Origin of the sequence: Castellaniella sp. (assembly GCF_049671645.1) — a bacterium.
Taxonomy (GTDB): domain Bacteria; phylum Pseudomonadota; class Gammaproteobacteria; order Burkholderiales; family Burkholderiaceae_B; genus Castellaniella.
Window position 1 is genome coordinate 1 of the sequence record NZ_JBATVG010000017.1, and the last position, 13,252, is coordinate 13,252.

At 56.2% G+C, this 13,252-nt stretch carries 13 protein-coding genes and 1 pseudogene; 10 read left to right on the forward strand and 4 right to left on the reverse strand.

The genetic code is table 11. The annotated features are described in order from the left end of the window. From WBG56_RS07995 to WBG56_RS08030, 8 genes are all read left to right on the forward strand, one after another. Positions 1-434 (forward strand): hypothetical protein (locus WBG56_RS07995; protein ID WP_424267044.1); only part of this gene is annotated, 434 nt, incomplete at its 5' end. After that, positions 431-1,438, forward strand: coding sequence for an ATP-grasp domain-containing protein (locus WBG56_RS08000; protein WP_424267046.1), 1,008 nt, complete (start codon positions 431-433; stop codon positions 1,436-1,438). The genes WBG56_RS07995 and WBG56_RS08000, both read left to right, overlap by 4 nt. Beyond that, the gene (locus tag WBG56_RS08005; RefSeq protein WP_424267048.1) at positions 1,419-2,135 is read left to right on the forward strand and encodes a metallophosphoesterase family protein; all 717 of its coding nucleotides are present in this window, start codon (positions 1,419-1,421) and stop codon (positions 2,133-2,135) included. Before WBG56_RS08000 ends, WBG56_RS08005 begins: the two co-directional genes overlap by 20 nt. After that, the gene (locus WBG56_RS08010; RefSeq protein WP_424267050.1) at positions 2,122-2,904 is read left to right on the forward strand and encodes a cephalosporin hydroxylase family protein; all 783 of its coding nucleotides are present in this window, start codon (positions 2,122-2,124) and stop codon (positions 2,902-2,904) included. The genes WBG56_RS08005 and WBG56_RS08010 overlap by 14 nt, the downstream gene beginning before the upstream one ends. 43 nt (positions 2,905-2,947) lie before the next feature. Beyond that, the gene (locus WBG56_RS08015) at positions 2,948-4,231 is read left to right on the forward strand and encodes a glycosyltransferase family A protein (protein ID WP_424267052.1); all 1,284 of its coding nucleotides are present in this window, start codon (positions 2,948-2,950) and stop codon (positions 4,229-4,231) included. Positions 4,232-4,261: 30 nt separating this feature from the next. Beyond that, positions 4,262-5,746: a glycosyltransferase family 2 protein gene (locus WBG56_RS08020; RefSeq protein WP_424267054.1), complete on the forward strand. Its 1,485-nt coding sequence runs from the start codon at positions 4,262-4,264 to the stop codon at positions 5,744-5,746. Positions 5,747-5,769: 23 nt separating this feature from the next. Continuing rightward, positions 5,770-6,798 carry a glycosyltransferase family 2 protein gene (locus WBG56_RS08025; RefSeq protein WP_424267056.1) on the forward strand — a complete coding sequence of 343 codons (1,029 nt, stop codon included), beginning with the start codon at positions 5,770-5,772 and terminating at the stop codon, positions 6,796-6,798. Between the two features lie 56 nt (positions 6,799-6,854). Beyond that, the gene (locus WBG56_RS08030) at positions 6,855-7,880 is read left to right on the forward strand and encodes a glycosyltransferase family 2 protein (protein ID WP_424267058.1); all 1,026 of its coding nucleotides are present in this window, start codon (positions 6,855-6,857) and stop codon (positions 7,878-7,880) included. Positions 7,881-7,884: 4 nt separating this feature from the next. Here WBG56_RS08030 and WBG56_RS08035 read toward each other — a convergent pair whose 3' ends face one another. From WBG56_RS08035 to WBG56_RS08050, 4 genes are read right to left on the reverse strand one after another with little or no spacing between them, the layout of a single operon-like run. Beyond that, entirely contained in the window at positions 7,885-9,144 is a 1,260-nt protein-coding gene (locus WBG56_RS08035) for a CDP-glycerol glycerophosphotransferase family protein (protein ID WP_424267060.1), read from the reverse strand. 16 nt (positions 9,145-9,160) lie between these two features. Then, positions 9,161-9,619 (reverse strand): adenylyltransferase/cytidyltransferase family protein, encoded by a 459-nt coding sequence (locus WBG56_RS08040; protein WP_424267062.1) that lies wholly within the window; start codon positions 9,617-9,619, stop codon positions 9,161-9,163. A 16-nt stretch (positions 9,620-9,635) separates the two neighbouring features. Further along, positions 9,636-10,913, reverse strand: a complete 1,278-nt coding sequence (locus tag WBG56_RS08045; protein WP_424267064.1) for an ATP-grasp domain-containing protein — start codon at positions 10,911-10,913, stop codon at positions 9,636-9,638. 2 nt (positions 10,914-10,915) lie between these two features. After that, the gene (locus WBG56_RS08050) at positions 10,916-12,034 is read right to left on the reverse strand and encodes a DegT/DnrJ/EryC1/StrS family aminotransferase (RefSeq protein WP_424267066.1); all 1,119 of its coding nucleotides are present in this window, start codon (positions 12,032-12,034) and stop codon (positions 10,916-10,918) included. 129 nt (positions 12,035-12,163) lie between these two features. On the opposite strand from WBG56_RS08050, the gene WBG56_RS08055 reads away from it, so the two are divergent. Beyond that, the gene (locus tag WBG56_RS08055; RefSeq protein WP_424267068.1) at positions 12,164-12,832 is read left to right on the forward strand and encodes a class I SAM-dependent methyltransferase; all 669 of its coding nucleotides are present in this window, start codon (positions 12,164-12,166) and stop codon (positions 12,830-12,832) included. A gap of 31 nt (positions 12,833-12,863) precedes the next feature. Then, positions 12,864-13,247 (forward strand): annotated as a pseudogene (locus WBG56_RS08060) (glycosyltransferase family 2 protein); the annotation flags it as partial. Positions 13,248-13,252 lie beyond the last annotated feature (5 nt).

The following is a 13,252-nucleotide window of genomic DNA, read 5'->3' on the forward strand; positions in this document are numbered from 1 at the left end:
CTCAGCTTTATGATGTGGCGGGGCGTTGCTGCCGCCATCAACCCTGGTTTGGGCGGATTGTGGCTTATGCATCGCGGGGGATGGACCTGAACATGCCGGCGTCTGGCGGACCGCGTAATTTCATGCACGTGCAGGATGCCGTCCGCGTGCTGATTCGCGCGTGGCGAGAAGAAATGAGTGGCGCGTGGGATGCGGTTCATCCCGAGCCTTTGGATTATTCGTGGATCGCGCGGTGCGCCTATGATGTCTTCGGAAAGGGTGGACAGGTCACGACAGCCCAGGCCAAGCAGCCGCTTCGTGCCTTGACGCTGCCTCCTGGAGAGATGCTGTTTGATCGTTTGGGCCTGTGGCCGCAAATCGGCATGGAGCAGGGCTTGAGGATGATTCGAGATTCGGGATGCGCCGGCGCCTTTGGGCCCATGGATGTGACATGAGCGAGGTAAAAATCTCCCAGGCCAACGTGCTGGTCACTGGCGTCGGTGCGATCATTGGACAAGGCGTCATCCGTAGTCTGAGGGCTTGCGGCCATCCTGTGAAGATCATCGGGCTGGATCGCAGCGCCCGATCCCCGGGGGCCGACTGGTGTGATGTATTCGTCCAAAAACCGACGTGCGATGAACGTTCCGATGGGTATCTGGATTTCTGGCGGAATCTGATCAGGAAGGAACACATTGATCTCGTGCTGCCCGGACTCGAGGTAGACGTGCTGTTCCTGGATGAGCAGCGTGAAATACTGGCGTCACAGAATGACGGTTGCGCCCTGGCGCTCAATCACAGCGCCTTGATCTCCCTGGCGGGCGATAAGTGGCTGATGCACGAGTTTCTGGAAGATTACGGCATGCCGACCATTCCGACGATGATCGAGGTCGGCTGGGATGATGCATTGGAGGGGCTTGGCGCCGCACCGGTTCTGCTCAAGCCGCGCCAGGGCAATGGTTCCCGGGGCATCGTGCGCCTGCATGATCGGGAGGACTTCACTTACTGGACTCGCAAGGCCGTGGGGCCGTGGATGCTTCAGCGCATCGTGGGTAGCGACGAAGAAGAATATACGGTCGGTTCCTTCGGCCTGGGCGGTGGCCGGGCCGTCGCACCGATCGTGATGCGTCGGCGCCTGTCCGGCGCGGGCAACACGTTGCAGGCGGAGGTGGTCGAGCACCCTTTGATCGAAAAAAAGGTGGCGGACCTGAACATGCTGCTAAAGCCGGTGGGGCCGACGAACTATCAGTTCCGTGTGCAAGAGGGCGAGGCCTATCTGTTGGAAGTCAACCCGAGATTCTCCAGCAGCAATTCTCTGCGCACAGGCTTTGGATACAACGAGGCGCGGATGGCTTTGGATTATTTTCTGATGAAACGTATGCCACCGGCTCCTGAGATCCGTCATGGCATCGGCTGGCGTTATAGCGAGGATTACATCGTCCATGATCGCGATCCTGTCTGACATCCATAGCAATCTGGCCGCCTTGCGCGCGGTGCTGAATGATGCCGTGGCGCGTGGCTGTGTGCGTATCCTGTCGTTGGGAGACGTGGTGGGTTATCACGCGCAGCCGGGCCAGTGCATCGATCTGCTTGCGCGGCATGGTGCGGTCAATATCCTGGGCAATCACGATCATTATCTGATCAGCGAGGAGAATTGCTCGCGCTCGAAGGTGGTGGCTGGCATCATCGATTATCAGAAACGCGTCGTGACACCGACACAACTGGCGTGGCTCCGAGGCTCCCTGCCCAGTCTGAAGGAATCCGGCTCGCTGTTCGTGCACGGTGGCCCTGAGGATCCAAGGGATCAATATCTCTATGCCATTGATGATGAGACGGTTCCGGAGGGTGTTGAGCGGCTCTTTTCAGGGCATACGCACGTGCAGGCGCTGATACAGGTGGCGGGTGGGAAATGGTATTGCAATCCTGGTTCGGTGGGGCAGCCCAGAGACGGCGATCGCCGGGCCGCCTATGCGATTCTGAATGAGGACCAGATCGAATTAAGGCGCGTGGCCTACGACATTGAGGAAACCGTGGTTGCGATGAAGGAAGCGGGGTTTGAGCCATTCCTCTATGAAAACCTCTATCATGGCGCCCAGATTGGCGGGCGCATCGACAAGATCAAATATATCGACAGGAATGATCGACATGAATCCCATTGAACAGTTCCGGGCCGAGGTCCGAGGCAACATCGAGCATCTGGGTGCGGATGCGAGCCTGAAGCGGGCATCCCTGGATTGGATGCTGAAAGCTGGGGTGGCGGGTGCCTACACTTATAACTTCAGCTGGATGGGACGGCCGATCATCCAGTATCCCCAGGATATGGTCGCGATGCAGGAACTGATCTGGTCGATCAAGCCAGATCTGATCATCGAAACCGGAATCGCACATGGCGGCTCCCTGATCATGAATGCGTCCTTGCTGGCGTTGCTGGATCTGTGCGAGGCGCAGACACAGGGGCAGTTGCTCGATCCCGCGCGGCCGACCCGAAAAGTGTTGGGTATCGATATCGATATCCGGGCGCACAACCGAGAGGCCATCGAGGCTCATCCCATGGCTACGCGTATCCAGATGCTGGAAGGTTCAAGCATCGACCCCGCCATGGTTTCGCAGGTTCGTGAGATCGCAAGTCGCTACCAGCGCGTCCTGGTGAGCCTGGATAGCAACCACACGCATGAGCATGTGCTGGCCGAACTGGAGGCTTATGCGCCGCTGGTCAGTGCAGGTAGCTATTGCATCGTGTTTGACACCGTTGTGGAGGATATGCCGCCTGAATTATGCGAAGGGCGCCCCTGGGCGCCGGGGAATAGTCCGCTGACGGCCGCGCGTGCTTATTTGGCAAAGCATCCGGAGTTCGAGATTGACCGGAGCATCGAGGACAAGCTGTTGATCACGGTGGCGCGAGAAGGATTCCTGCGGCGCGTCGCGTGATGTTCTGAATGATCGCTTGCTAAGCCTGAAAGCCGAGAGTTCCATGGCCCCCCCCATCCTGTTCAGTATCGTCATACCCACGAGGGATCGTCCGCTGTTGTTGAGCCGGGTTCTGTCAGCCTTGCGTGCCCAGACGTTTGTCGATTTCGAGGTGATTGTTTCCGATAATTCGCTGAACGTATCGTGTGCCGATGTGGTACAGCCCTATCTGAGCGACGAAAGATTCAGCTATAAACAGCCGCCTCATCCCATGAGCATGCCGGATCACTGGCATTTTGCCATTGAAGGGGTTCGAGGACGATATGTCACGATATTCAATGAAAAGTTCATTTTGTGTCCGGACGCCTTGGAGATCATGGCTGCGGAAATCCAGGAAAATCCTCCAGATGTGCTGACATGGCAATTTGAAGTTTTTGATTCCAGGCAGGCGGGCGATGCGTTGTTCTTTGGTAAATATCATCCGAAAATAAAGCCTGGCAATGCCTTTGCGTATGAACCCGATCTCGAACTGCGGAGGAGATTCAGCTTTGATTTTCCTGTGTTCTCAAGGTATGAATATCAGAAGAATAATTACGGGAAAATCTATACAGGGTTCGTCCGATCAGAGGTGCTGGAACAGGTCCGGGAAAAATACGGCAGTGTGTTTCTGCCCACCAGCCCGGACTTCACCTCCATGACCGCCATATTGAATGAGAGCAGTCGGTGCGTTGATATGAATAAAAGCCTGATGCTTTTGAATAATGCGGCAGGCATGTCCAACGGAGAAGACACGCGGGCCTCGATGCGGGCTACCCGCAGAGCCGTCGAAAATCTGGGGCTGGATTTTGATGAATATGCTCGCGAATTGCCGATCGCCAATTTTCCCATCGGACATAACAATTACATTGCGGCGGATCTGGCATTGGTAAAGTCCAGGGCGCCGGATGGTTTGATCAAATCCCTGGATATTGATCGTGAGTCCCTGGCCTATTGGGCCATGAAGGACCTTGAACAGATCACTGATTTTCAATCTGGCGAGATGGAGAATTACAGAAAAGTGCTTGAGCCTTTTCTGGATGGCATGAGCCGTCAGCGTCGTGTGTTATTGGATGAGCATGCCGCGCTATGCGGAAAGGGATCGCGCAGCGAGATCTATCATTCCGGGTTGACGCCGATTGATGAATTCAGACCGGGCACCAGTCCGGAGGCCCTGGCTGAGATCCATTGGCTGGATGGCCTGGCGCCTCCTAGGAAATCCGTCATGGAAACGCCGTTGGAGCTTTCGGATGCCATGGATTATTTGCACCGCTACAACATTCATGCCAGACATCTGCTGGGTCTGGCGTAGGCTCTTGGTTTTAGCGCGGCGACGGCTCTTATGTTGAAAAACTCTTCAGTGCAATTCGATGTCGAGAGGGGACAGTTCGCCCGGGCGCTCGCTTCCACGTCCGCCGGTTCGGATGGCAAGCCGGAGATCTGGCAGCCCTGGGCCTACTTCAAATTGGTCATGTATGAGACGGCGGCGTCTCTTGATATCGACCCATGTGATCCCGGATGCGCAGAGCGCCAGCTGTTGCCTCTCGTTGTATCGCGCGCGGCCGTGGGCCGGCATGCGTCGGCTCGGCAACTGCTCGATGCCGCGCCGTGGGACCGTCTGCCAGATTCCCTGCGTATCGCCACTGCCAGGTATTTGTCCATCTATATGCCGCAAGAGGCTTATCGCTTGCTGGATGGGCTGGATGGGAGTGTGCCGCCAGCAGTCTATGTGTCGCTATCATTGCATGCCGGCCGAAAGGAGCAGGCCCGGCGTTTCCTCCGAGAATCGCTGCGCGCGGAAACCGGTCGGGGTGATTCCAGGCTTCCTCTTTACAGAACCATCACTGAGGCGATGTCGCCGCCGCAGCAGTTGGATTGCCTGAACCAAGTGTATGCTGCATATGGCCTGCCAGGGCTGGCGCTTCGTCGCGATGATGTGCCACTCAATCCCTGTAATGTATGTGTCCTCGATTCTGGGGCCTTGATCGATGGCCCGCTGGTATCGATCCTGATGACGACTTTCAATGTGGCGGGGCGTGTCCCGGCCGCGATCGAGTCGATTCTACGGCAAAGCTACCGTCATTTTGAACTGATCGTGGTCGATGATTGCAGTACGGATGATACGGTTCATGAGCTTGAAAAGCTGGCCCGAAGGGATGTTCGGATTCGTTTGCTGCGGCTGGACCGGAATGTGGGCACGTATTGCGCCAAGAGTGTCGGCTTGCGGCATGCCGGCGGTACCTTTGTAACCTGTATGGATGCAGATGATTGGTCACACCCATTGAAGCTGGCGCTGCAAATAAAGCCGTTGCTGGAGGATGAGTCTCTCGTCGCAAGCACATCGAATTGTGTTCGCATCTCCGATGCCGGCGTGGTCGATGCCCGGCAGGGCGCGCATCTGGAGCACCTCAATTATTCCTCCTTGCTTTTCCGCCGGGAAAAGGTTCTTGCGGAAATCGGCGGGTGGGATGCTTGCGCGCGCACGGCGGCCGATACGGAATTGATCTGGCGCATAAATCTGGTGTATGGAAATCAGGCTATCAGGAATGTTCCTGGAATATTGTCTCTGGTTTCGCATCGTGATGATTCCTTGACCATGGCCGATGATGGGACCGGATTTGTGGGGGGCTGCTTTCCAAGGGAAATTCTGCGATATATCGAGGCGTTCAATCGCTGGCATATCGATGCCCTGCGATCCCGCCGTCTTCCGAGGGTTGATGGTGATTTGGTGAACTGGGCAAATCATCATCCTTTCATATTCTCATCCAGTGCGTTTTCAGATGTGCGCGATGTGGTCGACGTGCTTCGCACTTTTTGTAATGTATAAAATAAAATGATGGCGCTGCCGCAATGTTGTTATCCATAATCATAGTCGCATACAACAACGAGGGCTATATCGCGCAGGCGATCTCCAGCTGCGCGTGTTTCGATGATCCGGATTGCCAGGTGCTCGTCGTCCATAATAACTCGACGGATCGCACGGGCGAGGTCATCCATGAATTGATGGAGAAGCGGGGCTGGCCGCTCAGGATCATTTCGAACGACGAGAACGTGGGGCCCGGGGAAGCGCGCAACATAGGGATGAGACAGGCGTCCGGCGACTACTTCATGTTTCTGGATGGCGACGACTGGTTCGAGCCGGATGCGATCCGGCGGGTGATGGATCGTTTGCGCCAATGTCGTCCCGATCTGCTGATGTTCAATCATCAGCGCGCCCTGGCGGATGGCAGGAAAATACCGAACATACCGAACCGGTACATCGATCTGCGCAATGAGCCTGCGGACCTGAGTAGTCCGGAGATCAGGAAGGGGGCCATCAGAAACCTTCACATCTCATGGAACAAGGCCTATGGCAGGCAGTTCGTGAGAAAGCACGGATTTGAGTTTCCCAGGCTTGTCTATCACGAAGACCTGCTGTGGAGCATCAAGGCGATGGTGTGCGCAGATTCCTTCCATTTCATGCCCGACATTGTCTGCAACTACCGCCAGCACGCGCAGTCCAGCATCAATACCAGAAATGAAGGCCATTTCGCGGCAATTCATGAATGTCGGCGCCTTAAGGATTTTCTGGGTGAGCATGATGATTATCGCCGCTGGTATGGGATGGAGCTGTACGGATATGCGCAATCGGTGCTATATGGTGTGATCAATGCCAGATACCGCATACCGGAGCTGAGGGAACAGGCTTATCTCCGGGAGATGGTGGTTCTCTTGAAGGAATTTCGATCCCTGTTGGGGATATGGAAGCCCGATCTGTTGTTCTATGCGGCCATGACGGGACACCGGGCCGTCTATTTCCGCGCTGCGGCCTGGACTGCCCGGATGAAAAAGGTGGGGAAGGCCGTGTTTGATTTCAAAATGAAGTTCGTCCGGCAGTAGTCCGGTTTTCTCGCGGGTGAGAAGTCTGCTTCATCCTGGATGGATCTATTTCTGCAATGCTGCTATCTATCATAATTATTTCTTTCAATGGCGAGAAATATATAGGGCAGGCGATTTCGAGCTGCCTGAGCCTTGCCGAGTTGGACCACGAAATCATCGTGGTCGACAATGGCTCGACTGACGGAAGCCTGGATCTGATCCGTTCCATCGCGACGGGCTGCAGATCGGCGTTCAGAATCATCGAGAACCATGAAAACAAGGGACCTGGCGAGGCAAGAAACATAGGGCTGGAGCATGCCTCCGGGGAATATTGCATGTTCCTCGATGGCGATGATTGGTTCGAGCCCGAAGCCATTCCGCGCATCGTGTGTCGTTTGCAGGAATGGAAACCGGATGTTCTGATGTTCAATCATCAGCAGGTGTGGCCGGATGGCAGGAAGATCCCCAATGTGCCCAACCGGTATGTCGATCTGGGAGGCCAATGGGCAGACCTGACCAACCCGGCTGTCAGGAAAGGCGCCATCAGGAATCTGCATGTCCCCTGGAATAAAGCCTACAGGATGGGCTTCGTCAGGGATCACGGGTTGCTATTCCCTCGTCAGACTTATTACGAGGATATGGTGTGGAGCATTCGAGCAACAGTCGAAGCTGGCGCTTTCTATTACATACCCGATGTCCTGCACAATTACAGGCGACACTCTCAGTCCAGCCTTCATACGACCCATGACGGCCATTTCAATATCATCCGAGAGTGCCGGCGCGTCGAGGCTCTGCTGAAAGATCATGCGGATTATCGTCGGTGGTACGGAACGAAGATTTATGGGTACGTACGCTCGACCTTATTTGGTGTCATCAATACCGGATCACGTATACCAAAGGCCAGGGAAGGGGACTATCTGAAAGATGTTTCGGCCTTGTTGAAGGATTTTCGTCGCATGCTCGGATTATGGAGGCCGGATATCTTGTCGCTGGTCGCTGCCACCGGGGACAGTAAAATGTATTCCGTGGTTTCCGGGTGGGCGGTTCGGGTGAATCGACTGAGGGCGCAAATATACAAACTGAGAAGCAGGGTGTTCAAGTAGCGCTTCATACCTCACTTTCAAGGCGCCTCGATATTTCCTTTCTGACCCGCTCCGAGTTTATCGAGTCGTTGTATTTGAAGAATATTTTTCTGGCAGTGGCCCGTTGCTGATGGGCGGATCCGTCATCGTGGCGCAATGCCTTGTCGATATGCTCGATCAAGGTACCGAAGTCTTGCGCGATGGGGCCGGGGAAGGCAAGCTCCATGTCATAGAGCAACCCGTCTTCGTGAACCTTGTAGTGCTCTATGTCATAGCCAAAGCAGATGATGGGCTTGTCGAGATAAAGCGCTTCGATATAGACGCTGGAGTAGTCCGTGATGAGCAGGTCGCACTCCCTGGCTAGAGCCGAGAACTCCGGAATGGCATCCTGTGACATGTCGTATATGGATTCGTCATCCACGTACTCGTCCATATTGAAATAATTAGCACTGTTCTTGAAGTAGTGCGGGCGATAGCCCAGGACGGCGTCATGCGAACGCAAGACGGATTTTAGCCGATCAATCTCCTCGGCTGAGAACTGATAATAATGGGCGCTATCGCTGATGGCCGTCTGACGATAGGTCGGGGCGTAGATCACCAGTTTTTTGCCTCGGCGTTTCTCGCGGATGAGCCGTAGCGAATCCTGGATATAGGAGGGCAGTCGTTCCTCTGCCTGAGCCAGGAAATCGTTACGCGGCAGGCCGGTGTTCCAGACCTGGTGGTAGTTCAGGGGATAGAACATGCTGGCCATGGCATAGCTGTCGATATCCGAGGAGGCGATGAGGCCAGCGTATCCTGATCTTTCTTTAGTGCGGTATTTGATGCGATCGGTGTGGCGGGATGTCGCGTCGTTGGCCGCATACAGCAGGCGCTTCAGCGGGATGCCGTGCCATAGATTGACCACGAGTCTGTTGCGCATAGCAAGCTTCAGGATGCTGAATTGCCCATTTTGCCAGCGCAACGAGTAGTCCATGGAGACCGAGTGCGTCAGAAAAACGACTTTGCAGCGGGCCAGCAGCAGCAAGCCTCGCAGAGTGCCGTGTCGGAGAATTTCGTATTGGACGGCATCCTGTATCCGGAGATCGGGAGTCTTGCCGCGGTAAAAGACGACTTTGTGTATAGCGGGATCTTTTTTGACCAGCTCGAACATTGCGCGTTGGTTCTCGATGAAGCGATCGGTATGCAGATGGTGTGTCGAGAAGGCCCAGTAATCAGCCCTTTTTGGGGTCATCAGGTCGACGAGCAGCCATAAGGGGTGAAGCAGGAAAAAAAGAAACCGCGGCATGTGTCGGGAGCCCTGCTCAGTCGAAACGGTCGATGATGGAGGAAATGAGGTCAAGTGCGTGCTTGAGTTCCTCTACGTGGGTCTGATCGAGGATTTTCAGAGTTTTCCGAATGTGTGTGCTGGAAATTCCCTCGGTGCGCGGCAGGTAGACAACCTCGCAATGTGCTTTCAATTCATCAAAACGGCCTGACCAATCGCTGCCCATTCCGAATATCGAAACCCCGTGCTGCTCGATATCGCTGGTTTTCTGCTCCCAGCAGTTTTCGGGAATGGCCAGATCGACGCATGTCAGAGCCCGGACGATTTCGATCCGGTCCGCAAATGGGACTACCGTCTTCTTGCCCTTGACGTGATTGAATTCATCGGTGGATACCCCGACGACCAGGCGATCCCCCAAGGCGCGTAACCGCTGCAGCAGACGCAGATGGCCGATATGAAAAAGGTCGAAGGTGCCGTAGGTCAGGATGGTTTTCATGGCGAGTCTGGGTTTCTCAGGACAGGGTTTCGATCATGTCCGGTGCAAAAACGGGGATGCCCCGTAGCTGAGCTACGGCCTCTCTTTCGCGAAATGAGTCGTCGATGAAAATAGCCGGAAGCAAGTCGATGTGATCTGATTTCAGTCCGCCGTCGGTGATGTGGACGATCCGGTCAAAGACCGCCTGCAGGCGGGTGCGGCGCAGGGTCTCGTGCAGATCGCCCGCGTGGCGGGTCAGCAGCGTGATCGTGCAGCCGTTGTCGATGGCTTTGTACAGGAAAGCCAGTAACTCGGTGTTGACCCGTCCCTTGATAAGCAGACAGTCGTCCAGGTCGACGTAGACATGCCGGTAATCAATCTGGATCCGGAAGCGATTTTCCAGGGCACGGTCCAGTTCGATCGGATAGCGATTGGCGGCAATCGATACGGGCCAGTCGAATGCATCGAATGCGCTGAGCAGGGGCAGGTTCACCCCTAGGCCGCGCTGCAGGGCCGATGATCCAGCGAAGCGGGTGGCGACTTCCAGTAGCCTGGGTTGGCCAGTGCTGTCCTGCCTGGCCTGGAAGAACCAGGCGCCGCGCGGATGCAGCCGCTGGTTGATGGCTGCAGCCCAGTCCGCGAACATACCGGTGAAGTCGGTGCTGGGGGAGGTGTTGACGCTGATGCCGTTACTGACCCGGTCGCGCCCCCTGGCCGCGTGAAACAGCAGTGTGCCGTGGCGATCCGAGAAACAGTCGATGGTCCATTCCCTGCCTGGCAGGTATTCCAGGATCAGCATGTCCAGTCCGGGCTGACGAGCCAGCAGCGCGGATGCGCCGGCGGCGTCGACCGCGAGGGATGCGTGGCGCGATCCATAGCCGCGGTCCGGTTTGATGAAGACGGGATAGGCAGGGACGGTTGCCAGGGTCGGATAGTGCCTGGGCGTCGGGACCACGTCCGCCAGCGTGCCGTAGGTCAGGGTCTTCGATGCGCAGATCCGGGTGGTTTCCAGGCCGCTGCCGATAACGCGCACACCCAGGCGCTGAGCCAGGTCCTGCAGCGTTTCGGCCACTGCATCCATGGTGGGGTAGATGGCGTCGATGCGATGCGCCTGGATGATATCCGTCAGGCGCGATGCGAAATCGAGGCTGTTGTGAAAAGGCAGGCCGCCGATGTAGTCTTCATAGACAAAGCGTCCGTGATCGTCGACGCTGGAGGCGCCAACCAGGTCGAAATGCGTGGAATAGCGCAGCGCGCGGTGGATTTCCAGACCGATTTCCGACCCGCAGGGAAAGACCAGAATGCGCTTGCTCATGGTCATCGGGCTGTGCGTAGAACGATGTCTATCAGCCGTTCCTGGTCTTCGTCTTGCAAGGTGGGATAGATGGGCAGGCAGATGACCTGCTCGGCCAGGGCGTGCGCGTGGGGCAGATGCCCGTCGGCGGCGCTGGGGAGCCCGCGGTACATGGGGAATGCGCTGACCAGGGGGTAGAAGTAGCGTCGGGCGTGGATGTGGTGCGATTTCAGCAGGGTGTACAGTGCATCCCGGCTGACGGGATGGTCTGGGCCGACGAACAGGGGGCAGTAGGCATGGTTCCATTCCAGCCCTACAGGCCCTTGCAACAGGCGCAGGCTGGGGATGTCCTTGAAGGCATCTTGGTAGCGCTGGTGAATGGTGGTCCGGCTCTCCAGCGCCTGGCTCATGTGCCTGAGTTGCAGCAGCCCCATAGCCGCGCAGACTTCGTTCATCTTGCCGTTGATGCCGGGCGCCACCACGGTGACTTCGTCGGCGAAGCCGAAGTTCTTGAGGTAGTCGATGCGTTGTTTGATCTTGGCATCCGGGCACACAATGGCGCCGCCCTCGAAGGTGTTGAATACCTTGGTGGCATGGAAGCTGAGGACGGCCAGATCGCCGTGATTCAGGATGCTGATGCCGTCCTGCTTGACGCCGAAGGCGTGCGCCGCGTCATAGATGACTTTCAGCCCGTAGGTGTCCGCGATCTGTTGAATGCGATCGACATTGCAGGGGATGCCGTAGCAATGCACCGGCAGGATGGCCGTGGTGGCGGGAGTGATAGCCTCTTCGATGCGGTCGGGGTCCAGGTTGCAGGTGGCCGGGTCGACGTCGACGAATACAGGCTTGATGTTGTTCCACAGCAGCGAGTGGGCGGTGGCGGCGAAGGTGTAGGGTGTGGTGATGACCTCGCCGCTGATGCGCAGGGCCTGCAGGGCGGTGACCAGCGCCAGGGTGCCGTTGGCGAACAGGCTCAGGTGCTGGACGCCCAGGTAGGCCGCCAGTTCGCTTTCCAGTTGTTGGTGAAATGGACCGCCATTGGTCAGGCGTTTGCTGGCCCAGATTTTTTCCAGATACGGAATGAATTCCTGCAGGGGGGGTAGATGCGGCTCGGTGACGAAAACGGGGCGCTGTGAGATCATGTCGTCCTGTGCCCGGATGGGCCGCGTAGGTACTGTGGGAAACCGTACCGATCATACTCCATCGGATGGACGGGAATCCACGGAACATCCGGGACGGATAGGCGTCATTTCAATCATTCAAAGGCGAAAATGGTTAGCAGAAAACAGCTGTATGAAGTTCTGGAAAATCCGCAGTTGAATGAAATGGTCGCCACGATCTGGGGGCTGCTTGGCCAGAGCTTCGAGCACGCCCAGGCGCTGCTGCCGCCGGAACAGGCCATGGATCGCAAAGAGCTGTCTTTTCACGATCAGATCAGGTTGCTAGCCTATTTGTGCACGCTGATGGAAGATTTGCCGGGTGATATCGTCGAGATCGGTGTCTGGAAAGGGAAATCCCTGTCCTTGATGAACGAGGTATGCAACCGCGAAAGAAGAGTCATCGGGATCGACCCTTTTGCGTTGCCGAAGCAGTACGAGGAATTCAGCCACTACAAGGAAATGCTGTTCCCGAATGCGGTCATCCTGAGAGGTTTTTCCGAACTGTGCGCACAGCGGTTTCAGGAACTGTCCCCCGGCGTGGCGTTGTTGCATATCGATGGCGGGCATGAGGGCAGGAATGTACTGCTGGATTTCCTGCTGTATTCCCCCAGTCTGGTTCCAGGGGGATTTGTCGTGTTTGATGACTATATGGATGCCAGGTATAGCCCGGAAGTCGGGCCGGCTGTCGATTTGCTTCGGGCTGGGGGGTATTTCAATGGATTCAATGTGCTTGGGGCCGTTCGCGGGTTCGAGAACAGTTATCTGATCCAGAAATTTTGATTCGGCATGCTCCGGGAATAGACTGATGGCAATGGATTTTGAAACATCCCAGAGCGAGCGTCCTCCTCTGGTTTCCGTAGTGATCCCGGCATTCAGGCCGAAATACCTCCGGGCCGCGCTTGATAGCTTGCTGGCCCAGGATTTTTCGGATTATGAGATCGTGGTGGGGGATGATTGCCCCACGGATGATGTATTTGATTTATTCAGGGGAATCGTTGAAGACGGGAAAATAAAGAATTTTCGATACTACAGGAACGAGACTCGCCTGAGTGGCGGGGGAAATCTATCTTCTTGTATTCAAAAGGCTCGCGGGAAGTATATCAAGCCGCTGTTTGATGATGACGTCCTCCTACCGGGGGCGATTTCCCGGTTCGCGCAGGTTCTGTCGCAGCATGAGCATGTTTCCGTTGTCAGCTCCCG

Coding starts and splice junctions, on each gene's coding strand:
- WBG56_RS08045 (WP_424267064.1), bottom strand. CDS start 10,913: ATGAGCAAGCGCATTCTGGTCTTTCCCTGCGGGTCGGAAATCGGTCTG.
- WBG56_RS08025 (WP_424267056.1), top strand. CDS start 5,770: ATGTTGTTATCCATAATCATAGTCGCATACAACAACGAGGGCTATATC.
- WBG56_RS08010 (WP_424267050.1), top strand. CDS start 2,122: ATGAATCCCATTGAACAGTTCCGGGCCGAGGTCCGAGGCAACATCGAG.
- WBG56_RS08055 (WP_424267068.1), top strand. CDS start 12,164: ATGGTTAGCAGAAAACAGCTGTATGAAGTTCTGGAAAATCCGCAGTTG.
- WBG56_RS08005 (WP_424267048.1), top strand. CDS start 1,419: ATGATCGCGATCCTGTCTGACATCCATAGCAATCTGGCCGCCTTGCGC.
- WBG56_RS08020 (WP_424267054.1), top strand. CDS start 4,262: ATGTTGAAAAACTCTTCAGTGCAATTCGATGTCGAGAGGGGACAGTTC.
- WBG56_RS08040 (WP_424267062.1), bottom strand. CDS start 9,619: ATGAAAACCATCCTGACCTACGGCACCTTCGACCTTTTTCATATCGGC.
- WBG56_RS08015 (WP_424267052.1), top strand. CDS start 2,948: ATGGCCCCCCCCATCCTGTTCAGTATCGTCATACCCACGAGGGATCGT.
- WBG56_RS08050 (WP_424267066.1), bottom strand. CDS start 12,034: ATGATCTCACAGCGCCCCGTTTTCGTCACCGAGCCGCATCTACCCCCC.
- WBG56_RS08030 (WP_424267058.1), top strand. CDS start 6,855: ATGCTGCTATCTATCATAATTATTTCTTTCAATGGCGAGAAATATATA.
- WBG56_RS08035 (WP_424267060.1), bottom strand. CDS start 9,144: ATGCCGCGGTTTCTTTTTTTCCTGCTTCACCCCTTATGGCTGCTCGTC.
- WBG56_RS08000 (WP_424267046.1), top strand. CDS start 431: ATGAGCGAGGTAAAAATCTCCCAGGCCAACGTGCTGGTCACTGGCGTC.